Raw genomic sequence first — 23,815 nt, 5'->3', positions numbered from 1 at the left:
ACTTTAAATACTTTGATGTACTTTCCCGCATCCATCTGAATGCCTGCACGCTTCAGATGGATGCCGCACTGTCACAGCATTGAATAGGGCACTGATGATGACCTCTCAACACGATAGATCTGCTCATGCGCAAGAGTTGAACGCACGTTCTTCTTCAGGTGTACCGCGTTTACAGCTCATCAATATCTGTAAAAGTTACAATTCATTGAAAGCGAATGACCAGATACATTTAACCGTTCAACCTGGGCAAATTCATGCCATTTTGGGTGAAAATGGTGCTGGCAAAAGTACCCTGATGAAAATCATTTATGGGGCAACCAAGGCCAATCAAGGACAAATGCTCTGGAACGGTAAAGAAGTTCATATTGATAACCCGTCGATGGCAAGAAAACTCGGGATTGGCATGGTCTATCAGCATTTCTCTTTATTTGAAACCTTGACCGTGGTGGAAAATATTTTGCTGGGACTGGATGAAAAGATTCATTTAAAAGTCCTGAGCCAAAAAATTATTGAAGTTTCAGAACAATATGGTTTACCCATTGATCCACGCCGCGAAGTACATTCTTTATCGGTAGGTGAGCGGCAACGTGTCGAAATTATTCGCTGCCTTTTGCAAAATCCCGCTTTAATCATTTTAGATGAACCGACTTCAGTATTGACACCACAAGCGGTACGGCAACTGTTTAAAACTTTACGGTTATTGGCCTCCCAAGGCGTTTCAATTTTATATATCAGTCATAAATTACACGAGATCAAAGAACTCTGTGATGAAGCGACCATCTTACGCAATGGCCGTGTCACCGGAAATGTTAATCCCAAAGACAACAGTACCAGTGATTTAGCACGCTTAATGATTGGCCGTGATTTACCGACCTATGTACGCCCTGAATATACAGGTGAAAAACAGATATTATTCCAGGTTGAGAATCTCAATTACCAGTCCGACGACCCATTTGGTGTGTCGCTGAAAAATATCAATTTAAATATTTTTGCCGGTGAAATTGTAGGAATTGCAGGGATTTCTGGCAATGGGCAAGCAGAATTACTGTCTTTATTGTCGGGTGAAAATAGCCTGAAACATGGCCGGATGGTTCTGGATCAAATCGATATTTCCCGATTCAGTTCTGGACAACGGCGTGATTTGGGCCTGGGCTTTGTCCCTGAAGAACGTCTGGGCCGAGGAGCAGTCCCGAACATGACACTGTCCCAGAATGCCTTGCTGACTGCATTTCGGCAGAACCTGACGCAATGGGGATTAATCAAGTTTGCGCAATGTAAGCTTTTTGCCCAACACTGTATTGAAAAATTCGGGGTGAAAGCCAGTGGCCCAGAGGCAGAAGCACGTTCCTTGTCCGGTGGAAATCTACAAAAATTTATTGTAGGCCGGGAAATTCTGCAAAACCCGAAATTCCTGATTGTGGCTCAACCGACCTGGGGCGTTGATGTCGGCGCGTCCATGTTTATCCGGCAAACCCTGATTGATCTCTCTCGACAAGGCGTCGCTATTTTGGTGATTTCAGAAGAATTAGAAGAGCTGTTTGAAATCAGTGATCGTCTCTGCGTGTTGGCCAATGGTGAACTATCTCCAGCGATACCTACTCATGAAACCAATACTGAAAATGTTGGGGTCTTGATGTCAGGCATTCCAGGCCATGACACTGCGATCATCGTAGAGGAGCAGCAAGCTCATGCTTAATATAACAAAAAAACAAATATACAGGTTGAGAGGAGAGCGACATGCATTTACTGGAACCGCGTGAACATCCCTCTCAAATCATGAAGTGGCTTTCACCGCTCATTGCGCTGCTAGCCATGCTGATTGTCGGTAGTATTCTGTTTTTAATGTTGGGGATTAATCCCGCGCAAGCGATGTACATCTTCTTTATTGAACCGCTGACATCGTCTTATGGTTGGAGTGAACTGGCAGTCAAAGCCGGACCTCTGATTCTGATTGCCTTGGGGCTGACGGTCGGATTTCGAGCCAAATTATTCAATATCGGTGCTGAAGGTCAGCTCACCATGGGCGCGATTTTTGGCGGTGGTATTGCGATTTTATTTCATGATCACATCGGCTGGTGGATTCTCCCGTTAATGATCGTCATGGGCGCATTGGGTGGGGCACTCTGGGGTGCAATTCCTGCCTTACTGAAAACCCATTTTAATGCCGAAGAAACCCTGACCACCCTGATGATGAATTATGTCGCAGTATGTGTGTTGCTATACCTGGTCAATGGTCCTTGGCGTGATCCGGAAGGGATGAACTTCCCACAATCGGTGGTTTTTAGTGAGAGTGCGACGCTGCCATTCATTGTAGAAGGCACACGCATTAATGCCTCTATTTTTATCACTTTTTTTGCAGTCCTTCTGTTTTGGGTTTTTATGCGTAAAAGTCTGACGGCCTATAAACTGGAAGTCAGCGGTCAGGCACCTTTAGCTGCCAAATACGCAGGTTTTTCTTCCTCCAAAGCGATCTGGATGAGTCTGGTGATTTCCGGAATGATGGCAGGTATTGCCGGAATCTGTGAAGTGGCTGGACCTATTGGTCAGCTGAATCCGAACCTGTCCCCAGGTTATGGCTATGCGGCGATTATCGTGGCCTATCTAGGGCGTTTAAACCCCATCGGCATTGTGCTGTCAGGCTGTTTTATGGCGCTAATTTATCTGGGCGGTGAAATGGCACAAATGCAGCTCCAGCTTCCGGTCGCGATTACCGGCATTTTCCAAGGCTTATTGTTGTTCTTTCTGTTGGCGTCTGATGCGCTCATTGAAAACCGTTACCGTTTTGCCAAAAAAACGCTGCCGCCTGAGTCAGTCGCAGCGACCAGCCCTTAACCCAATGTTGTCTACAGTAAAAGGAAGCATGATATGGCTTTAGAAATAACCGCAATCCTTGCAGGTACTGTTGCCGCAGCAACACCGCTGATTTTTGCCGGTTTGGGGGAATTGGTCACGCAGCGTAGCGGTGTGATTAATCTTGGGGTTGAAGGCATGATGCTGGTCGGTGCCATTGCCGGTTTTGCCTTTGCTGCACAATACGATGCCAGCGTGTTTAGCGCGCTGCTGATCGGTGGTTTGGCGGGCATGTTGATGGCACTGATCTTCGCCTTTTTCACCCTGTCGTTAAGCACCAACCAGTCGGCTTGCGGCCTGGCTTTAACCATTTTTGGTTTGGGTATTTCTGCATCTCTGGGGCAAAACTATGTTAGTACCGCACTACCGGGTCTGGCCAATTTTAATATTTCACTGCTGGCGGATCTTCCGGTAGTTGGCCCGATTTTATTCCAGCAAAACTATGTGGTGTATCTGTCAGTTTTTGCATTTTTTGCCGTGTGGTTTGTCTTGGCAAAAACCCGCTTGGGTTTGCTGCTTAAAGCCGTCGGTGAATCACCGGAAAGTGCGCATGCCATGGGTTATCCCGTATTGGCGATTCGTTATGGCGCAGTTCTTTTTGGCGGCATGATGGCGGGTATTGGCGGTGCATTTTTATCGACCGTGTATACCCCGATGTGGATTGAAAATATGGTTGCCGGACGTGGCTGGATTGCCATTGCTTTGGTGGTGTTTGCGGTGTGGAAACCCACCCGTTTAATACTCGGTGCCTACCTGTTTGGCGGTGTAACCATTTTGCAATTTCACGCGCAGGCCTTGGGCATCAATGTACCGAATGAATTTCTTGCAGCATTGCCGTATTTAGCCACCATCGTGGTGTTGGTGATGATTTCACGCGATAAAAAATTACTGAAAATGAATTTACCTGCTTCTTTGGGCAAAACCTTCGTGCCATAACCGTAGCCATTCATCATAAATAGAATAGATTTGAGTATAAATCATGAAAATTTTAACAGCTTCCTATGTCCTCACCATGAACACGCAGAATGAATGCATTAAAAATGGCGCGATACTGATTGAGGGCGACCAAATAAAAGCAGTGGGTACATTGGCACAGTTAACCCAATGCTATCCAGAGGTGCTCATTGAGGATTACCCACAAACGATCCTGATGCCGGGCTTGATCAATACCCATTGTCATTCCGGTTTATTGCGTGGCACGGCAGAAGGATTACCGGTTTGGGATTGGTTACAGCAGTATATTGACCCGATGCACCGGGTGTTGACACCAGAGGATGCGAAAATTGCTTCTTATTTGTGTTATGCCGAGGCACTTTTGTCGGGAACCACCACCATTGTCGATATGTGGCGTTATATGGAGGGTAGTGCGGAGGCAGCAAAAGCCTTAGGGATTCGTGCCGTTCTAGTGCCTTATGCCGCAGAGCATCCGGATCACAATTATTTTGAAACCTTAAAAAGTAATGAGGCCTTAATCAATCGTTGGCATCAGCAGGCGAATGGACGTATTCAGGTTTGGGTGGGTTTAGAGCACCTGTTTTATGCGGAAGCTTCAGCATTAAGCCGTATTGAGAAGCTTTGTCAGGATTATCAAACCGGTTTTCATACCCACAGCAATGAAAGCCAATTTGATGTACAGGAAAACCTGCGCCGTTCAGGTATTCGCCCAATTGAGAGTCTGCAAAAACTGGGCTTGCTAGATCTGCCTAAAACTTTGTTGGCACATTGCGTCTGGACAGATGCAAATGAAATTCAGATTTTAAGGCGACATGCGGTAGGGGTTGCGCACAATCCTATTTCCAACATGAAGTTGGCTTCCGGTGCAGCGCCTGTCGTTGAAATGCTACGTCAAGGCGTTGCGGTGGGTTTGGGTACTGACGGAGAAAAAGAAAACAATAACCTGGATCTATTTGAAGAAATGAAAACGGCATCATTGCTGGCCAAATTTTCTTCGCTGGATGCGGCCGCCCTGGATGCCTGGTCAGTCTGTCAAATGGCTACGATTATAGGAGCTAAAGCCTTGGGTATGCAAGATGAAATTGGTTCATTGGAAGTCGGCAAACAGGCCGATCTGATTGCGGTGAAACTGGATACACCGCGGATGACGCCGTTGATTGATCATAGAAAATTATTTAATTTGCATACCAATTTAGTCCATGCAGTTCAAGGCCAAGATGTCGTGATGACGATGGTGGCGGGACAGACTGTGGTTAAAAATGGCCGTTTGATCAATGCCGATTTACAGGCTCTAATTGATCAAGTGAATCAGGCGGCGCCACGCTTGTTTGAACGTCGTGATCAGTGGTTTGCAAAGCAGGGGCAAACGGTGAATGAATTACAGCGGGAAGAATTTTAAGATTTACGTGGGGGTTGAGGTTATTCATTGATAGTGGGGTGACCTCAGACGCCTTTCTAACGAATGATTTAAATGAAATTAAACAGAGTGAATAGACTGATATTTTCTAATCTTTAGATGAGTTTCATTCATTCACTTCTAAATTGCATCTAATAAGCTATAAAACCATTCTTTGAATTTACCCCTTTGCATCTCTATATTGGGGTGATAGGAGCTGTAGCGGTCAGCCTGTTCTGTGTGTATAGCCTGTTTCAACAGAAGTAGGATATCGGCTCTAGCACGGAACTGGCTTTTTTGATGACTTATATCATTGGCGCTATTTGTGTGTGGAATATCCCACTGGCTGCAGGGATGGCGGTTCTACTCACGATTATCCTGATGGGCAAACAGACATTGCATCAATTTGCCGGAAAAACGATCCAAAGCTATGAGTTAAGAGATGGCTTACTTTTATTGGCTTTGATATTGATTGCGTTGCCGGTCATGCCCAATAAGCCCTTGTGGGGCGCCGTACTGAATCCCTATATCATCCTTAAACTACTCATTTTAATCTTGATTGTGCAGTCCATGGCACATGTGGCAAAACGAATCCTATCCAATGATAAGGCTCTCATTTTATCTGCCTTAGCCTCGGGATTTGTCTCCAGTACGGCCACGATTGCCAGTTTGGGCATGCAAGTCCGATCCGGGCGGGCCAGTGCAAAATTAAATGCAGGCGCCGGATTGATCTCCTGTATTGCCACCTTATTACAGCTCTTGCTGATTGTTCTGGGAGTGAGCGTAGAGTGGTTCAAGTTCCTGCTGATTCCGAGTTTGGTGGGGATCGGAATTTTATGTATTGCAGCCGGATTCTTGATTTATCGAACTCCCCAAGCGGACAACAGTACGACCATCAATGAAATACAAGAAATTGATAGCCGAATGTTCAGTATCAAAGAAGCGGTGATTATTGCGGTCAGTTTGACCTTAATCCAGGCTGGGATTTACGGCGCGAATCTTTTACTGGGAGATAGCGGCTTAATCTTAGGTACTTTTTTAGCCTCTTTATTTGAAGTGCATGCTGCTGTAGCAGGTGTAGTGATACAGGGAAATCCTCATAACCTGACTTTAATTTATGCTGTCATGATTGGACTTGCGGCACATGCGGTGTCTAAAAGTATCAATTCTTTTGTGACTGGGGGATGGAAGTTTTTTCTGTATTTTGCGCCTAGCCAAATTCTACATATGTTAGGGCTTATCTTTATTCTTCTGAGTTTGAAATAAAAGGGAGCTGGTTTGCATATATTATAAAATGATCCAGTCATTTTAAGCCATTTTTAAGTTTCAGATTCTAGGCTAAAGCATCTTAAAGTCTTTGAGCCACGGATCATGCTGAAGCTGTTTTCCCATTCGTCTTTTTTTAGTCAGCGACCTAAAAAGTCGATTAGTCTTTCAGGCTTCAATATGTTGCTCGCTATTTGGCTAGGACTGATCCTAAACTTTGCTTTCTATCAGAAAATTCATGAATTTACGCCTTATGCCAATCTGAAAGCAGGTCTGTTACTGGCCGCCACGGCATTGATCATCATTGCCTTTTACAACTTGGTATTACAGTGGCTGAACTGGAAATGGAACGCCAAAATACTGGCCAGTGTCCTGATCATTCTGGGTGGTTTTAGTGCTTATTTTGTCAATAGTCTGGGGGTCGTTATTACGCCTGACCAGATCCAGAATATGCTGCAAACTGATGCCCGTGAAGTCCGTGATCTTTGGTCAATGCGACTGATCATCTGGACACTGGGATTTGTAATATTTCCACTCGGCATCGTCTGGATGCTTCAAATTCAGCCTACATCGACTGGGCATCAGCTGGTGCATAAAAGCCTGAGCAGTGTAGTCTCACTCGGACTGATTCTAGGTTTATTGTTCTGTTTCTATGTCGATTATGCTGCCATCTTCCGCGAGCACCGCGATCTGAAGGGTATGCTTTCTCCACAAAACAGCATCGCGTCTACCTTGTCCTATTATAAAAAGAAAGCACCTAAAGCAAATTTGCCTTTGGTGACTTTTGGCGAAGATGCACATCTGCTACAGCAGGCTCAAATGCAGGAGCATCCCAAATTAATGGTGCTGGTAGTGGGAGAAACTGCACGTGCCGAGAGTTTTGCCTTAAATGGCTATGCGCGTAATACTAATCCTGAACTGAGCAAGTTAGCGGTGATTAATTTCAATCAGGTCAGCTCTTGCGGAACTGCAACAGCCGTTTCAGTCCCGTGTATGTTTTCGGGCATGTCACGTGAAACCTATGATGAACAGCTAGCCAGCCACCGTGAAGGTTTGCTGGATATTGCCCAGCGCGCCGGTTATCAGGTGACCTGGATTGATAATAACTCAGGCTGTAAAGGTGCCTGTGACCGGGTACAAAAGTATCAGATTCCGGCACAACTGAAACAGAAGTGGTGTGATGCTGGTGGTGAATGTTTTGATGAAATCCTGGTGGATAGCCTGAAAGATTATCTGGCGCATCTGGATAAAAACAACCCGAAACCACAATTAATTGTACTGCATCAGATGGGCAGTCATGGCCCCGCATATTTCAAGCGTTCCAAAGCGCCATATCAGCCATTTCAACCGACCTGTAAGACCAATGCCATTCAGGGCTGCAGTACAGAAGAATTAAAGAATAGCTATGATAATTCGATTGTATATACAGACCATGTTCTTGCCCAGATCATTGAAACTTTAAAGCAGCAGACTCAATATCAGACCGGTTTCTGGTACCTGTCTGATCATGGAGAATCTACCGGAGAGCATGGTTTATACCTGCATGGTACACCTTATAGTATGGCACCGACCCAGCAAACCCATGTCCCGATGCTGATGTGGTTCTCCGATACCTGGAAGCAGCAGAATACCCAGCAGGTCAACTGTCTCAAAGGACAGACCAGCCAGACCCGTAGTCAGGATCATCTTTTCCCCAGCTTATTAAGCTTGCTGGATATAAAAACGCAAGTGATTGAAGCTAAAAATGATATGCTTGCACAATGCTCACCATCCTTAAAGAACAGAGCTTGAAATGCATAAAATACTGATTATTGAAGACGACTTTATGATTGCCGAGTCGACTGAAACATTGCTCAAGCTGCATCAGTTTGATGTGCATTGGGTCAATAATGGGATTGAGGGTTTAAAACAGTTACAGCAGCAGGTCTACGATATTGTCCTGCTCGATTTAGGCTTGCCGATGATGGATGGCATGCTGGTGCTAAAAAATATCCGGCAGAAGTTTCCGAATTTACCGGTGCTGATTATCTCCGCCCGGGATCAGTTACAAAACCGGGTGGATGGGCTGAATCAGGGAGCAGATGACTATTTAATCAAGCCTTATGAATTTGACGAGTTACTGGCCCGTATTCATGCCTTAATACGCCGTAGTGGTTTAAAAAATACCGGGATAGATACGAATAAGAAATTATCACACGGCAGTTTGGAACTAGATCTAGAGCAGCATATCGCTCTGTTTAATGGACAGGCTATAGAATTATCCAACCGGGAATGGTCCATCTTAATGGCCATGTTAAATCATCCGAATAAAATTTTTTCCAAGAATGATCTGGAAGACAAGCTTTATGACTTTGATAGTGATGTCAGTAGTAATACGGTAGAAGTCTATATCCATCATCTGCGGGCAAAATTAGGAAAAGACTTCATCCGTACCATACGTGGGCTAGGATATCGTTTAGGATGAGCGCCATGCAGAAACGTTATTCCTTGCAAAAACGTCTGGTTATTTATATTTCACTGTTTAGCGTGGTATTGGGCTGTGTGCTGATCTTTGCAGCATACCGAATTGCGCTCGAAGAAATTAATGAAGTACTGGATAAACAGATGCAAAGTCTGGCAGAACGTATTTCAGAAAATCATCCGCAACCCTTACAAAGTCAAATCGATCTGGCAAAACAGTACAGTGAAGAAGATTTATTTGTAGATATCTGGTCCTATACAGATACAGCCACTTCCTTGCATCCGCAGGATGTTCTGGTGGCGCCGGTCAGGAAAGCAGGTTTCTACAAGCATCAAACGCGGTATGGAACCTGGTTAACTTATATTATTCCTGCTAAGCAATTACAGATTCAGGTGAGCCAGCAGCAAAATGTCCGGCAGGAACTGGCGCTGGAGCTGGCAGCCAATATGTTTCTTCCTTATGTGCTTTTTTTACCTTTTGCAGTATTTGGCTTAGGCTGGATGATCCGGAAAAATTTTCAGCCGCTCAATGATTTTAAAACTGAATTGGCCAGCCGCAAGGCACAAGACTTAAAGCCAATTGCAATGAAAGATTATCCCTTGGAGCTGGAACCGACCATTCAGGAAATGAATTATTTGTTTGGCCGCATTTCTCTGGCCCAACAGGAACAACGTCAATTTGTAGCAGATTCTGCCCATGAATTACGCACGCCACTGACAGCACTAAACTTACAGCTGCAAATTTTGCTACAGCAGTTCCCTCAAAGCGAGTCTATCCATAATTTGAGTCAAGGCATTTTGCGTATGCAGCATCTGGTCAACCAGTTATTAAGTCTGGCCAAACAGGATGTGACCGAAGGTTTGAGTGAGCCTGTTCAATTGTTATCACTGAATCAGATGACAATCACCTGTATCGAAGAACTGATTCAACTAGCGCTACAAAAAGAGATTGATTTAGGGGTAGAGCAGCAGCAGGAACTGTTGATTCAGGGCCAAGCCTCGGCCTTGCACTCAATCATTTATAACCTGATTGATAATGCGATTAAATATAGTCCGAAGGATGGCGTGATCAATGTATCAATTTTCCAGCAAGGCCAGCAGGCGGTTTTACAAATTGAAGACAGTGGGGCAGGGATAGATCCTGCTCAATTCACTCAGATCCGGCAACGCTTCTATCGGATTCATAACCATGCAGAAATTGGCAGCGGTTTGGGTTTATCCATTGTAGATAAAGCCACCGAGCGCTTGGGTGGAACACTAGAATTTTCTCGAAGTATCAATTTGGGTGGCCTTTGTGTCCAGGTCAAGTTTCCTTTAATCGAAGCCTAAGCGAATAAGCTTCTGGTTTCTTGGAGTTAAGGTTGCCTGATACTAGAGAGTATAGGAGTGGTCTTTTCTATCGGCAGTTTGTGGCTAAACAGCGTATAGCCAATGACATTCATGCACCAGATAATCCAGCCAGTCCATAAATTATGACTCAGGAAATGTGCTCCGCGCATCATTTGTGCCCAGCCCATGGTCAACCCTAAAATTACTGCAGCGATCAGAAGAAAATAAGCACGCTTGCGGTTAGAAATGCGATAAACAAAATAACCAGCCATCAACGCAAAACCACTAGATGCATGCCCTCCAGGAAAACAGTGGCCCGCAGTAGCACTAAAATCCCACAAAATCCCGTTATGGGTAGGTATGGTCATATCCCAGGGACAGGCATGGGCCGACTGAGATTTTAAAATTCCGATCGAGGCCGTGGTCAGCACTACCATGCTAAAAAAATAGCCAAATTCCCAGCGCCGTATATACCAGTTCTGCCATTTCAGTGATGCCAACCAGCCCAGCAATAATGTGATATACACCAGAATCAGCAGGTCTTTCACATAGCGATGATTGAGTTCTGCCAGTGCCCATTGTTGTCGAAGGGGAAATTGACCCTGATCATCGATAAATGGATAGATGAGCTGTAAGTCCAGCACTCCTCCAATGTCAAAGAAGTTGAGAAGAATCAAAAAACTGAAGATTAAAAGTAAAGTTTGGGTCAGTAAAAACCGGGAACGGTCAGTGATCATTTTTAAGTTGTCCATTTCAGGCAGTAGCAAGAGCAGAGGTCAAATCAAATGACCAGCCAAAATGATGCCCCAGGTCAGAGCAATTAAACTGAGTGCTACAAACTGAGCCGCACTGCCCATATCCTTGGCATTTTTAGACAGTTCATGCCGTTCCATGGAAATACGGTCTACCACTGCCTCTATCGCTGAGTTAATCAGTTCAATGATCAACGCCAGTAGGCATACGGCGACCATCAGCGCTTGCTCAGCTGGACTAAGCGGCATCCAAAAACTTAGAGGAATCAAAATAAGGTTGATCAGCAGAATTTGCCGGAAGGCAGCCTCATTTTGAAAGGCGGTTTTAAAACCAGCCAGGGAATAACGGGTCGCATTAAAAATACGCTGCGTTCCTGAGGTGCCTTTATAAGGTGAGCGGTAGGAAGACATAGAACAGTTTCAGTTAACAAGAGATAGGATTAACTTAAATTTTCAATCTTAAAATGCTCTTAAAAAAACCGGCCGTTCTCTGGATTTTTTATACACATAGCTTTTACATTCTTTTGCACAAAATTAAGAATTTTTTAAGTTTGGACTTCTATCTTGAGTAGCAAGTTAATTTCGTGGTGTGAGCCAAATGATCAAGTTTAGTTTTGATCCTTATTTATCTAGTCAGATTCACTTTCTAAATACATATTTCAAGCAGCCTGAATATAAAAAACAAACCCATCACAATAAATTTTTACTACAAGTACCTCCGGCGTATCCGGTAATTTCAGCACAGGATCAATCGCTACATTTGACGGTCAAAACTGTAGAACAAAGCGAGACACCTGAACGCCGTAGCCTGGAAAATTTTATTCAGGAAAAATATCAGCAAGTCCATCAGGCCACTGTATCGAGCTTCTCTTCGACCCTGTTTGCCGGTTATCACGGAGCCGAGATGCAGGTGGTGATTGGTATGCAGCATTTAAATCAATTTAATGCCTTTCTGGAACAGTATCTCGATGAACCCGTTGAAAACATATTAAGCAAACTGAGCCAGACCAGGGTCAGCCGAGACAAAGTAGTAGAAATTGGCAATCTGGCAGCACTAGATATGGACAAAGCCAAACTGATGGTGGCCTTTCTGGTTTTTCATCTCTCGCAGCAACACATCGAATGGGCAGTATGTACCGGAACAACTGCAGTACGTTATGTGCTGCAACAGATGGGATTACATTCCATGTACTTGAAAAGGCTGACCCGCAAGTCCTAGGAGAGGCACAGCACCTGTGGGGCAGCTATTACCAGCAGAAACCTTATGTCCTGGCGATTGATGTGGCAGAAGCCCTACAAGTCGCTCGTCAACTTTATCAATTTAGTCATTAAAGCATTTTGCTTGTTTACCGAGGCACAGAATTTAAATGATGACTGCTTTATTTGAACATATCAGCCTACAAGCACACCAGTATCCGCAGCGAGAAGCTGTGGTTACCGCACAGGCAACACTGAGCTATGCGGAACTACAACGGCGGATAGAATTATTGAGTGCCAGTTTCATGCAGCTTAATCTGCGACGTCTGAACTTATGGGGCGTGAACAGCATCGACTGGATTGTGGTCGATCTTGCCGCACAAAAAGCCGGCATGACTGTAATACCTGTTCCTCTATTTTTTACTGTAGCCCAAGTACGGCATCTGCTTTCCGACAGCCAAACAGAGCTGCTCTGTATTCTGGATGAATCTTTCTCTGCACCAGAATGGCTGTTAAATCTAGCTAAAGACATGAGTAGAGATGAGATTTCCATTACTGGCCAGCTACATGCACGCTTTTTTCGGCTAGAGCAGGCAGTACAGTATTCATCTTCTTTACAAACCCAGCAACCAGCAAAAATCACCTATACCTCTGGCAGTACGGGGACACCGAAAGGCGTGTGTCTGGTAGAAGATACCATAGAATCAATTACGCATTCACTCAGTCAGGCACTGGCCAGCAGTCAGCTTGGACGGCATTTGTGCCTGATTCCATTTGCCACCTTATTAGAAAATATTGCCGGCATTTATGTCGCACTGAGCATGGGACGCGCCGTAATTGTTGGCGAGGTGAGCCAGTTTGGCCTGACATCTAATCATACTTTTGAGACAGAGCGGTTTGTAAATGCAGTGCAGAGCGTCTGCTAAATCCCACAATAAAGTATCAGCCCAGTTTTATTGGGCTGGACTGATTAATTCAATTTTCTTCTAAAAATTTCAAAATTCACTTTTATGGACAAGGAAGATATGAACTTATGGTTAAGTGTATCTTATTTAACTAGTATTTAACTTATGTTTACCTAAAGTCCAGTTCATAATTTTATTGATGAATAATTAATAAAAAATTTAATAACTTAGATGGCTTAATTCTAATTTTTTGACTTTCTAAGTTCATGAACTTATAAGATTTGGCTGTTTATACAAACTCATAATCGGAAAGTACGACACAATATGTCGCAAAATTGTATATAAAATAATTTGATTGTATGAACAGTCCAAATAGATCGTTATGAGTTTTTATTAATACAAATAAATTTATGGATAGTAGAAAATAAAAATCTAAAAGAAATGTTAAAAGCTTATCTGGGGGAAGGAAAATTTTATCTTTTTAATGGCAATAAAGAAGAAAAGTAGAAGATCCCGCCTCTATGAAATTATCATCTAACCCTGTTCCAAGACTATCATAGCTTAATTCATTCCAAGAGATTGAATGTTATCTTAATTCAAAATTTGAAATTATAACTTTATTAATCAGGTGTTTATATCATTGAAATTGAAATTTATGATAATTGATCTAGTCATCTTATTGGACTTAGTCTAAAAACATAAATTGTAAAATTCATGATAAAATTTGATAAATATATGAAAACCAAGTACTCAACATGGCTAAAAAAAAAGTAATAAAGCAATCCAAAGCTAAACTTGAATTTAGGAAAGGGCAATCACGTCAAATTTTTCCACTTAATACTTTGATTAATTTAAGAAACAGTATCTCAATTGGTGAATATAAAGATTGTATCAATCAGTTTTGTATCTTTGGAAACATCGATGCAACTAATTTATTAAAATTAGGTCAAGCTAAACCAGAGAATTTAGTTTGCCAATATATTAATTTAGATCCTTTACCATTGAAAAACGAATTGCATTGGGCTGTTCACTGGTTGTCCTTACAAACAGAAGCTATAAATATCTATGTAACAACCAGAAATAAGATACAAAATTTGATCTTAGAAGATCAATTTGAGCAAGCTATAGATGTTCTTGATACTTTTACCGAGAATCATGGGTGGAGTTTATGGGGTATAGAAATTAGATGTGTGCTGGAACAAACTGTTAATGGAATGACTGGCCTGACAGAATGGTTAACACCATTAAAGATAGCATCAGGAAATAGGTTAAATGGATTGATATACGAGATCCTAAGTGATCGGTGTGAAGACACTTTTTCTTTTTATTCTTTCTATGCAAAGTGCAAAAACTCATTTCCACGTCTTAAGAATCTAGGACCTTGGGTAATTCCTTATTTGGAATACCATGCTTTATCTCAAGTAAATCATGTTGAAGATACATTACCTATCATAATATCTAAAGAGATTACTTCATCATTAATAGATTATTATGAAATTGTTGTTGATAGCTTGGTTTATATAGCAGTCGATAAAAGTATGTATCATCTAATGCCAACTGCAAAAATAGTAATATTAAAGTTAATTGAATGTGGAATTAATGATAGTAGATTAAATAAGCTTTTAAATTTATTTATAGATAGTGAAGAGGTTAACTTTGTTTTAGATGATTCTACTGAAGATAACTTATTAAAATCATTAAATTTTAGCTCCACTAAAAGTATTGAAAATGACAACACTTTTAAGGCTATGATTATTAGCTTATTTAAAGAGTGTGAAATACATGGAAATACCGCTCAAACTCAGATAGATAAACTTATAAAGTTGGGTATTTGCTATAAAAACTTAGATATAGGACAAGTTATAGTTAATGCGGCATGTCATTTCGTAAATTGTTCTATCGGATATACTCAGAGTCCTAATCTTTTTATATTCAATAATAAATTCAAACTTGAAGATATAACAAGCTTTTCCTTTGAAGAAGGTATTAAAATATTAAAACGATATATTTTGAATGATGATAATGAAATAATTAAAAATATTATTAACTTATCAGAAGGAAACTTTAATGATTGTAAAGTTAGTAAAAATGTTTTGTTTTTATGGTTGGCAAAACATCTATATTCGACAGAACAATATGAGAATCTAGATAGACTTTTGAGTGAATTAGATAAATTTGGTGATTTTTGGTCAAGAGAGGTTGCTAAATTTAGAGCATCTATTTTAAATTCTAAAGGCCATGTAATTGAAGCAATTGATTTAATTAATAATTGGTTAATTGAAAACCCAAGATATATTAGTGAGTTTGATGTCACTAATATTTTTGAAAACAGAAAGTGGCGGTTTTTTAAAGAATTAGATTTTATTAAAGTGGGATTAATATCCCATCATTCATATCAAGCTACTGATATAGCTGGTATTGGATATATTTGCAAAATGGCTTGTCGTTCTATCCTCGAAAGTGGAATGAGAGATAACATTAATTCTATATTTAATGACAATCTAGATATTCAAGATGAAATTATTCATTTCTTTGCAAATGTATGGATTGATGAGAACCTATCGTTATGCACTAAATTTGATACAACTGAAAAAGTTCGACAAGAACGTATAGAAATATTGCAGTTGTTACTACAATGGGATGCTGAAAATGCTTCCATTTATACAGATGAAATCAAAGATTTAACATTTGATCAGACATTGCAGAAAGGTTTACGTCAAATCGACCAAACAAGAGTATTTGTAAATGAATCAGCAATTAGTAGATGGGCTGAATCTGAAATACTGCCAGATTATAAACGTTGGATGACTGTAAAAGATTCATCATCAGGAACTCGAATAATTGACGATATTATTAGTCAATTTGCAGTTGATGCAAATAATCGACAATTACTTTTGGATATATCTGATGGTCAGCCTAATATCTCATCTGCATTATTAATTGAAATTGTAGATCGGTTGTATAAACGGTTTCTAAATGATCCTACTGATGGTTTAGATTGTTATCTGAGTTTACGGATTAGACACGGTAGCTTACGAGGAACTGTTTTTGGTCCTTTAGAAGAAAATAGATTACTTTATTTCCCAAGCGATATATCCAAAGAAGAATTTATAAAAATATGGGGAAATATCGTAGATTTTAATATTGTTAATATAGAAGAAGTTTTATGTTTCCTAGAAGACTTTTCTAAGAAGATCAAATTTTTGGTGGATGAGTTGATTAATGAGTTAATTCAAATTCATTCAATCGAAAAACCTAGAGGTGCATTCAAAGACAATTTGAGCCCTGAATTTCTCAGAATAATCAGTAGCTTGATAGAAGAGTCGAATTTATCATTCTCAGCATTTTTAGCTAATTGCTATTTCTTATTTTGGAAAATTGTCGAATTAGCTTTGAAAGACCTTAATTCTTATATTGCAAATGACTTTAAGGATAAGATTAAGCAGGAATTTGATGATTTGATTGGTAAATTGCGTAGTTTAAATAATCGGTCAGCATTATTGCCGATGATAACAACACTTCAAAGTGTTTCAACTGATACTCAAATACAATGTGATATGATTTCTGATTGGTTCAGAATTCCAGCTCATGTTGACGATGAAGATTTCCAATTACCTGATGCAATTGATATTGCACAAGCAGCCACACAAAATGTTTATCGAACTTTAGATGCAATATTCAGACATGAAAACACTATCAAAATTCCTCTCACGACATCAGCTCTAGCTGTTTTGACTGATTGTTTATTCGTAATTTTTGAAAATGCTTGGAAACATTCAGGGCTTGGATCAGCTTTAGAATATATTGATATTGAAACGCAATATGATGAGTCCAATAAACTTCTAACTTTTATAATTTATAGTGATCTATCCGAAGAGCGAAAGTTAGTATTGAATGCAACTGAAATTCAGCGTCTTAAAGAAAAATATATTCGTACTTTGCCAATCCATTTGGTTAATCGAGAAGGTGGTTCAGGATTTGCTAAACTTGCAAGATTAGTTCGGTTTGTAAATAGAGCACAATGTCCTTCGCCTTTTAATTTTGGTCTTAAAGATTCACGTTGGTTTGTACAAGTTACAGTTCCATTGTATGAGCGAGAAGGGAGATTTGAAGCTTATGAATAATGGAAAAACTGTACTAGTAATTGAAGATGACAAGCCGAAACAAAAATCAATAATGTCTTTTTTACGATCAACATTGTGTGCTGACATTGAAATCATATCTGTTGAATCCTTATCTAGTGCCATTGATGAGTTATCTACGAAGACAGTTATTTTAGCTGTAGTGGATATGTCGATCCCTCAATATGATATTGCAAAGGATCGACTCGGAGGTGGAAAGCCTCAAGGTTTCGGGGGAGCAGATGTTTTAAGATTCATAGATAGTGAAACAGATGATACATACACTGTTGTTTTGACGCAGTATGAAGAATTTAAATTACCACAGATGGAAAAGAAGCATGATCCAAGAGGGTTACAAGAGATATTAAAACAGGAGTTGGATGAACGCTTTTTAGGAGTGATTCATTACACAGGTCAATATGGGCCATGGCAAACTGCTTTAGCTCAAGTTTTAAAAAATCTCAATTTGGTAGCAAATAAATAATGCATGTATTACTTGTAGACGATGATTATACAAAGATTGAACGGCTTAAATTTTTTTTGATCGATCAAGGTATTGATGAAAATGATATATTAATTGCTACAGATGCAGCCGATGCGAGTAGAAAATTAAATAAAAATAAAATTGATTTAATGTTGATAGATGTTTTACTACCTGCTCGAAATGGTGCTATACCCCAAGCAGATAGTAGCATTAATTTACTTAGACAAATAGTTGAAGATGAAGTTCTCCCAACCCCAACTCATCTTCTCGGTGTAACGGCTAGTGAAGAAACTCGTAATGAAGTTGACCATCAGTTTAAAGAACTAGTAACAAGTGTACTTCATGTGTCAGCCGATCAAGATAATTGGAAAGGTGTACTCCAACAATATGTTCAGCGTTTATTAAGAACAGAAAATGAAAATACATCTTTCATTTATGATGTAGTAGTTCTAAATGCATTAAGAAAGCCAGAGTTGGAAGCAGTATATAATAGTTGGCCACTTGAGCTTTCCGATGAAAAACTTGTAGGTTCAAATATTAACTGTAAAAGTGGATACTTAAAACTAAGCGGTGATAAGACATTAAAAATTGCTTGTGCTCATTTAAATCAAATGGGGCCTATCGCAGCGACACACTCTACCGAAGTTGTTTTAAAACTCTTCAAGCCAAGAGTCATCATTATGACAGGTATTTGCGGAGGATTTTCGGATGCAGTATCGGTTGGTGATGTTGTGATTGCTGAAAAAAGTTGGGATTGGCAATCTGGTAAATGGACAGAGGATTGGTCATTACAAGCAGCTTCTGATCCTAAAGAAGCTAGTAATGAGTTAGTTTCTTTAGCAAGAACACTTGATGTTGATATGCAATCATTTTACCAACAATATACTGGATGCAGGCCAGCAAATCATCCCAAATTAATAACTGCACCTATGGTTTCAGGTAGTTCAGTCGTTGCTTCCGCAGACATTCAAAAGGTCTTTAGAAGCCAACATAGAAAGATGGCAGCTATTGATATGGAGTGTTATGGCCTCTATTACAGTTGTGCTAACCATCATGGCCAGCCCACCAAAATGATATGTATCAAATCTGTTTCTGATTTAGCAGATCGAGAAAAAGATGATAATTATCAAAGTTATTGTAGCTTTATAAGTGCAAGAGTAGCTCTAAGGCTAATTGAGAAATATTTTAAATTGATCTAACAGAAAAGCTCATTCGTGAGCTTTTTACTAAAGATTTGTCTGATATCAATTTTTCAGAAAATGAAATTGCCGAATTAGTAAGTGCAACTGCTCCTCAACGAGAAGAACCAGGTGGGACTTATTCAGATATTTGTACTCGTTTATATCCAACGGCAGTTCCTTTAGTATTTCCTGAGTGGCATATCAGCTATAGACATCAAAGCTCTTTTATGGGGCTAAAAAATGTAGTTGGTACGATACAAAGTCAAACTCAATAGATAAATTTTTACATCCTACTCTAAAAGGAGATCCAATACTCTGCATGATGCAAAGTATTAGGCTGAATTATTCAGATTAGTTTATTCAATTGAATAAGTTATATAATTAATATAATTTTCAATTGGTATTATTAATATGACAAATAGGATTAATTCTGAACAAGCAGTTGAACATGCTTGGAAGTACTTTGAATTACATTCAAACCAAAGAATTACAATGTTTAATTATTTTCTTTTTATCGTTGCTGGATTAGGCACCGCTATAGGTGTCTCCATTCAGTCTTCAAGTACCTTTGCTTACATAGGAATATTTTTATCCATTTTCCTAAGTATTACCGCATTTGTTTTCTGGAAGCTAGATCAAAGAACATCTTTTTTAATTAAACAGTCTGAAGAAGTTTTTAAAAGATTAGAAAGAAATTCTTCTATTGATATTGGAATATTTTGTAATGAAGAAAGTAACCTTATTAAAGCAAATATGGGAAAAACACTTTTAAGTAAAATTATAACTTATGGCTTAATATTTAGAGCAACTTTCTTAATTATGGGACTAATTGGCCTTATTGGGGCCTTGGTTTTTAGCTTAATAGTTTTTGAAAAAGTCTCTTTTGAAACACCCAAAAAGACTGAGACCACGTTAACTTATAAATAAGTAATAGCCATGTGCATATCTTTGCACAAGGCGACATAATTTGATGCTTTGAAGATGATCGCTTACGATTACTGGTGCTTTTCGAAAGATTAGGCCTTTGATAAATAATTAATTAATGAAACTATTGCACGCACTTTTATTTCTAAATACTTGATTCTATGTATCTTTAAGTGTATTAGCTGTTCGATTTTAGTTTGAATATCAGAAAATTGATCTTTTAACTCTTCTAATGCAGTAAGCTTAGCCAACTGAACGGGTCTAAGCCCTGACACATAAACTAGCCCCAGCACTGCTGAATTTAAAAGTTGTTCATTAGTTATGTTCTGATCTTGATTTACCAAATTACTATTAATTTTAGAAAATCCTTGTTGAATCATAGTTTTAAGAGGGTAGTCAATTCGATCCTCGTATTCTTGATAATATAATTCTGAGTTGAATGAATTAGGACGTTCCAAAAATTCAAGTTCATATTCTTTATCAATATTAAATCCAGAAAACTCTTCTAAAAAAAGCAATTTAACTAAAAATTTTAAATCATAATAAAAATGATTTTTATTCATCTTAGATAAATGATTTAATAATATTTTAAAATTATCGAAATTAAATTTTAGTTTATTATTTTTAAAATATTTTATAGCATACTTAAATGAATCTAATTTAGAATTAAGTCGCGAAGGGGTATTAACCTGTACAAAATAAACCAAGAAGAATTTTAGAATTTTCTCCTCATAATAGTCAAAACAATTGAAATTTAAATGAAGCCTATTTCCAGAATAGAAAAAATCCCAAATATCTGGCTTGGTACTGATAAATTTAGTATCAAATTTAGAAGCAAGATTAAATTTAATAATCGGAGGTATCTTTAAATTATCAATAGAATTTAAATCCTCATATGAGAAGATATTGAAAATCCGTTCATCACCCGAAGAATTACATTCAATATCATATTGTTTTTTATTAGGTTTTATCAAAAATAGTACTCATTTCAATAATTCTTTCAAGATTTGAGATATTTGCTCTTTCTACGATAAACCTCTTGCCGTAGTAGGTAGGCATTAAACTCGTGGGAGACCAACCTCCAAGCACACGTAAATCATCTTGTGCTTTATCCAAAGAATTTTGACCTATATTATTAATCGAATTTCCTAGTTTATCCATGTTTTCATATTTTTTAAATGAATAATTTAACATTAAATATGCCCATGTATGTCTACAAACATGCGGTGTAATGCTATTTATTGAGTCAAAAGCTTTATTATCAAAGTGATGCGGTATTTTATATTTAATATTTTTATCCAGGATTGTAAAAATTTTATTAATACTAGAATAACTCAAAGAAGAATAGGGTGGTTTTAATGATGTGAATAAGATATCAGAGTTAATATCACTACGAATTTCTTTTATATAAATATTTATAAATCTATAATCTCTTTCTTGTAATGTTATTACTCGGTATGAAAATTCATTTTTAATTTTAGGTTTTCTACGTCTGGCATCATGTTCATCATCAGTATTGGTAATAATTAAACTATAAGAATCATTCAATACAGATTTTTTGATAGAATTTACTGTCAGCAACATCAGCTCACCAACTCGAAGTCCATAATTGAGCATTAAGTGAATGATTAGAAAATTTCTAAATTGAGTTGGTCTATTTTTAAATGGATTAAAAGAATTAATATTGTTAGAACTGCTAGGGGCTATAGTCTCATATAGAACTTTAACCATTTCATTTGTCATACTTTTAAACAGATACTTCTTTTCGCCATATATGGTTTTAGTGGATTTCCTAATAATTTTTTTCTTAATCTCGATATATTTTTTTATGTTTGATTTAATTTTTTCTATTTCTTTTCTATCTAGATGAGGGTGTTTCTTTACAGTCAGATAGTCATCCATAAGATAAGTATAAAATTTCAAAAAAGAGCGAATCTTGTTGCTAATATTTATATAACTGACTTTACGATTTCCTCCTAAGTATATGACATCACTTAAGTCATTATTATTTTCTAGGTAAATGATAAAATTATCAATTTCATCGTAAATAAGTTCAAAATTATAATTTGAAGAATAGAAAAATTCGCAGAAGGATATAGAGTATTTTTTATACCAGTCTTTTAGAGCCATCAAATCAAGATATTGTGTAGATAGGCTTTGAAATCGTGTCACTTTCAAGCTAAACAATAATGGGAATAAGCATGGGAATGTCGACTCAGTATCAAACAATAATTTGATTTCATTTTCATTAGATATCTTTTCTTCTAATTGAATACTTTTGACTTCAAACATGGTGAACTTCATGAACTAAAATTTAGATCAACATATCATATTTTGATTAGGGATTTTATTTCTATAAGTTATTGATATTAAGCAACAGAAGTGTACTTATGAAGTTATTATCAGATGTATTATATTTAACATAATATACATTATACGAAATACTATTAATATACTCATACAGGTCATTCACCATATACTTATAGCTGCTCAAGCAACTTAAACGTTAAAGCACTTCAAATTCAATCCGACGATTTCTCTTACGACCCTCAGCTGTTGCATTATCCGCTACAGGTTTACTTGAACCTGAACCTTCAGTACTCAGTAAATGCGCTGGAAGATTTTTTGCGATTAAATAAGCTTTTACTGCTTCTGCACGTTGCTCGTATCGGAGATCAGATTGATTATCTCAAGTGTAAAAAAGTTTCTTTTTCTCCTTTTTCAGCAATTCCAGATCAAATCCGACATATCATCCATCGTGAATTACCATTTTTCTGGATTCTGATATTTTTATTATTATTTGCTGTGATCAGCTTTGTGGTTTTTAAATATGCCTTGTCAACAGAACAAGCTGCTGTGTTTTCTCAATATCAAAATTTGATTAGCACTCCTGCTGAACAAGCTTATATTACGATTCATTTACCCTAACTCAATTTTCAAATAAATATGATGGACACTTATAAAAATCAAGACTTAAAAATGACGCCGTTGGAAAATTTATATCGATGAATAAAAAAAAATTTTTGAATTATTATTAGATCAATCATTCAACTGATGATTTTGATTATATTGAGCAGCTTTATTCTATTAAGCTTAGCTATGTTAGCCTTGCTGTCTTACGAGTTTCGATTAAGAATACAGGATTTTTTTCTTGATTTGATTTCACAAAGCAAACAACAATTTTCTCAAGCAAAACAGTTTGTTCAGAAATTTCATCAGGCGGCATCGCCTGAGCATCTTCAGTCTGAATGGTATTTGCAGCAATGGTGGATTTTGATTTCAGGATTTAGCTTATTTGCCAGTATTTTAATGTTCGCTTTCACTCAGCCACTTACTGCAAGTAGGTTTGAAGCTGAATATTTAAGGAAAGTTGATCCACAGATTTATGCATTATTAGATGGGCAAATATTAACAGCTCCAACTGAAGTTGATGAACAGCTTATTATCGAAGCCTTACAAGAAGAATCTTTAGCAAATCATTCTGTAATTTCAGCGCAAAGCCTTAATCTGAATATTGAAGACATTCATATAAATCCAAATATCAGCACAGCAGACCGTAAATGGCATAAGATGAATCCGCGATTTAAACAGCGCTTACTGATGGTTTTTAAAATTATGCGCGAACAGCATGGTTATGAGCTGGTTTTACTCGAAGGTTATCGAAGTCCGGAAAGGCAAAACTCTTTGGCGACCGACAGTAATATTACCAAGGCCAAAGGCTTTCAAAGTTATCATCAGTTTGGTCTGGCCGCGGATATTGCCTTTAAGCGGAATGGCAAGGTGGTGATTAGTGAACGTGATCCATGGGCCATGCGTGGTTATGAACTGTTTGGCCAGATTGCAGAATCGGTGGGTTTAACCTGGGGCGGTCGCTGGAAATCCATTAAAGATTTTGGACATACTGAATATCGTATGCCCGGTTTAAAGAAAACAGCTGAAATGGCGCATCAACTCATTCATGAAGGACAATTACAGACTCAAACATTTCAGCCTTGA

The 23,815-nt window shown here is 38.6% G+C and carries 19 protein-coding genes and 3 pseudogenes; 17 read left to right on the top strand and 5 right to left on the bottom strand.

What is annotated here, in order from left to right; genetic code table 11:
* The first annotated feature begins 94 nt into the window (after nucleotides 1-94).
* From ACTL4S_RS09025 to ACTL4S_RS08990, 8 genes and pseudogenes are all read left to right on the top strand, one after another.
* Nucleotides 95-1,696: an ABC transporter ATP-binding protein gene (locus tag ACTL4S_RS09025; protein WP_441299208.1), complete on the top strand. Its 1,602-nt coding sequence runs from the start codon at nucleotides 95-97 to the stop codon at nucleotides 1,694-1,696.
* A 41-nt stretch (nucleotides 1,697-1,737) separates the two neighbouring features.
* Complete coding sequence (locus ACTL4S_RS09020) at nucleotides 1,738-2,832, top strand: ABC transporter permease (protein ID WP_441299207.1); 1,095 nt, start codon at nucleotides 1,738-1,740, stop codon at nucleotides 2,830-2,832.
* A gap of 33 nt (nucleotides 2,833-2,865) precedes the next feature.
* Entirely contained in the window at nucleotides 2,866-3,786 is a 921-nt protein-coding gene (locus ACTL4S_RS09015; protein WP_441299206.1) for an ABC transporter permease, read from the top strand.
* A 43-nt stretch (nucleotides 3,787-3,829) separates the two neighbouring features.
* Nucleotides 3,830-5,203 carry an amidohydrolase family protein gene (locus ACTL4S_RS09010; RefSeq protein ID WP_441299205.1) on the top strand — a complete coding sequence of 458 codons (1,374 nt, stop codon included), beginning with the start codon at nucleotides 3,830-3,832 and terminating at the stop codon, nucleotides 5,201-5,203.
* A 186-nt stretch (nucleotides 5,204-5,389) separates the two neighbouring features.
* Nucleotides 5,390-6,466, top strand: a pseudogene (locus ACTL4S_RS09005) (DUF4010 domain-containing protein); the annotation flags it as partial.
* A 105-nt stretch (nucleotides 6,467-6,571) separates the two neighbouring features.
* The gene (locus ACTL4S_RS09000; protein ID WP_441299204.1) at nucleotides 6,572-8,257 is read left to right on the top strand and encodes a phosphoethanolamine transferase; all 1,686 of its coding nucleotides are present in this window, start codon (nucleotides 6,572-6,574) and stop codon (nucleotides 8,255-8,257) included.
* A gap of 1 nt (nucleotide 8,258) precedes the next feature.
* Nucleotides 8,259-8,930 carry a response regulator transcription factor gene (locus tag ACTL4S_RS08995; RefSeq protein WP_005100414.1) on the top strand — a complete coding sequence of 224 codons (672 nt, stop codon included), beginning with the start codon at nucleotides 8,259-8,261 and terminating at the stop codon, nucleotides 8,928-8,930.
* Between the two features lie 5 nt (nucleotides 8,931-8,935).
* Entirely contained in the window at nucleotides 8,936-10,255 is a 1,320-nt protein-coding gene (locus tag ACTL4S_RS08990; protein WP_441299203.1) for an ATP-binding protein, read from the top strand.
* A 26-nt stretch (nucleotides 10,256-10,281) separates the two neighbouring features.
* Here the strand turns inward: ACTL4S_RS08990 and ACTL4S_RS08985 are convergent, their stop codons facing one another.
* Both ACTL4S_RS08985 and ACTL4S_RS08980 read right to left on the bottom strand, forming a co-directional pair.
* Nucleotides 10,282-10,992, bottom strand: a complete 711-nt coding sequence (locus tag ACTL4S_RS08985; RefSeq protein ID WP_224215790.1) for a phosphatase PAP2 family protein — start codon at nucleotides 10,990-10,992, stop codon at nucleotides 10,282-10,284.
* Between the two features lie 39 nt (nucleotides 10,993-11,031).
* Nucleotides 11,032-11,418 (bottom strand): diacylglycerol kinase, encoded by a 387-nt coding sequence (locus tag ACTL4S_RS08980; protein ID WP_441299202.1) that lies wholly within the window; start codon nucleotides 11,416-11,418, stop codon nucleotides 11,032-11,034.
* A 187-nt stretch (nucleotides 11,419-11,605) separates the two neighbouring features.
* On the opposite strand from ACTL4S_RS08980, the pseudogene ACTL4S_RS08975 reads away from it, so the two are divergent.
* The 7 genes and pseudogenes from ACTL4S_RS08975 (at nucleotide 11,606) to ACTL4S_RS08945 (ending at nucleotide 19,822) form a co-directional block, all read left to right on the top strand.
* Nucleotides 11,606-12,339: pseudogene (locus ACTL4S_RS08975) on the top strand (thermostable hemolysin).
* Nucleotides 12,340-12,377: 38 nt separating this feature from the next.
* A complete protein-coding gene (locus ACTL4S_RS08970; RefSeq protein WP_441299201.1) occupies nucleotides 12,378-13,130 on the top strand; it encodes an AMP-binding protein in 753 nt (250 codons plus the stop codon).
* A gap of 734 nt (nucleotides 13,131-13,864) precedes the next feature.
* On the top strand, nucleotides 13,865-17,233 hold the full coding sequence (locus ACTL4S_RS08965; RefSeq protein WP_441299200.1) for a hypothetical protein: 3,369 nt from the start codon (nucleotides 13,865-13,867) through the stop codon (nucleotides 17,231-17,233).
* Nucleotides 17,226-17,714, top strand: coding sequence for a hypothetical protein (locus ACTL4S_RS08960; protein ID WP_216937994.1), 489 nt, complete (start codon nucleotides 17,226-17,228; stop codon nucleotides 17,712-17,714). Before ACTL4S_RS08965 ends, ACTL4S_RS08960 begins: the two co-directional genes overlap by 8 nt.
* Nucleotides 17,714-18,913 carry a phosphorylase family protein gene (locus tag ACTL4S_RS08955; protein WP_216937996.1) on the top strand — a complete coding sequence of 400 codons (1,200 nt, stop codon included), beginning with the start codon at nucleotides 17,714-17,716 and terminating at the stop codon, nucleotides 18,911-18,913. Before ACTL4S_RS08960 ends, ACTL4S_RS08955 begins: the two co-directional genes overlap by 1 nt.
* A gap of 35 nt (nucleotides 18,914-18,948) precedes the next feature.
* Nucleotides 18,949-19,170, top strand: a complete 222-nt coding sequence (locus ACTL4S_RS08950; protein ID WP_216937998.1) for a hypothetical protein — start codon at nucleotides 18,949-18,951, stop codon at nucleotides 19,168-19,170.
* Between the two features lie 136 nt (nucleotides 19,171-19,306).
* Nucleotides 19,307-19,822 carry a hypothetical protein gene (locus ACTL4S_RS08945; RefSeq protein ID WP_216938000.1) on the top strand — a complete coding sequence of 172 codons (516 nt, stop codon included), beginning with the start codon at nucleotides 19,307-19,309 and terminating at the stop codon, nucleotides 19,820-19,822.
* 89 nt (nucleotides 19,823-19,911) lie between these two features.
* Here the strand turns inward: ACTL4S_RS08945 and ACTL4S_RS08940 are convergent, their stop codons facing one another.
* The 3 genes and pseudogenes from ACTL4S_RS08940 to ACTL4S_RS08930 form a co-directional block, all read right to left on the bottom strand.
* Entirely contained in the window at nucleotides 19,912-20,793 is an 882-nt protein-coding gene (locus ACTL4S_RS08940) for a hypothetical protein (protein ID WP_441299199.1), read from the bottom strand.
* Nucleotides 20,780-22,111, bottom strand: a complete 1,332-nt coding sequence (locus ACTL4S_RS08935; RefSeq protein WP_441299198.1) for a site-specific integrase — start codon at nucleotides 22,109-22,111, stop codon at nucleotides 20,780-20,782. The genes ACTL4S_RS08940 and ACTL4S_RS08935 overlap by 14 nt, the downstream gene beginning before the upstream one ends.
* Nucleotides 22,112-22,325: 214 nt before the next feature.
* A pseudogene (locus ACTL4S_RS08930) lies at nucleotides 22,326-22,484 on the bottom strand (OmpA family protein); the annotation flags it as partial.
* Between ACTL4S_RS08930 and ACTL4S_RS08925 the strand changes: the two are divergent.
* Entirely contained in the window at nucleotides 22,445-22,747 is a 303-nt protein-coding gene (locus ACTL4S_RS08925) for a hypothetical protein (RefSeq protein ID WP_441299197.1), read from the top strand. The pseudogene ACTL4S_RS08930 and the gene ACTL4S_RS08925 sit on opposite strands and share 40 nt — an antisense overlap.
* 126 nt (nucleotides 22,748-22,873) lie before the next feature.
* Complete coding sequence (locus tag ACTL4S_RS08920) at nucleotides 22,874-23,815, top strand: M15 family metallopeptidase (RefSeq protein WP_441299196.1); 942 nt, start codon at nucleotides 22,874-22,876, stop codon at nucleotides 23,813-23,815.

Origin of the sequence: Acinetobacter lwoffii (genome assembly GCF_052078135.1) — a bacterium.
In the GTDB taxonomy this organism is placed as follows: domain Bacteria; phylum Pseudomonadota; class Gammaproteobacteria; order Pseudomonadales; family Moraxellaceae; genus Acinetobacter; species Acinetobacter lwoffii_Z.
This window is presented reverse-complemented; position numbering and strand designations above follow the sequence as displayed.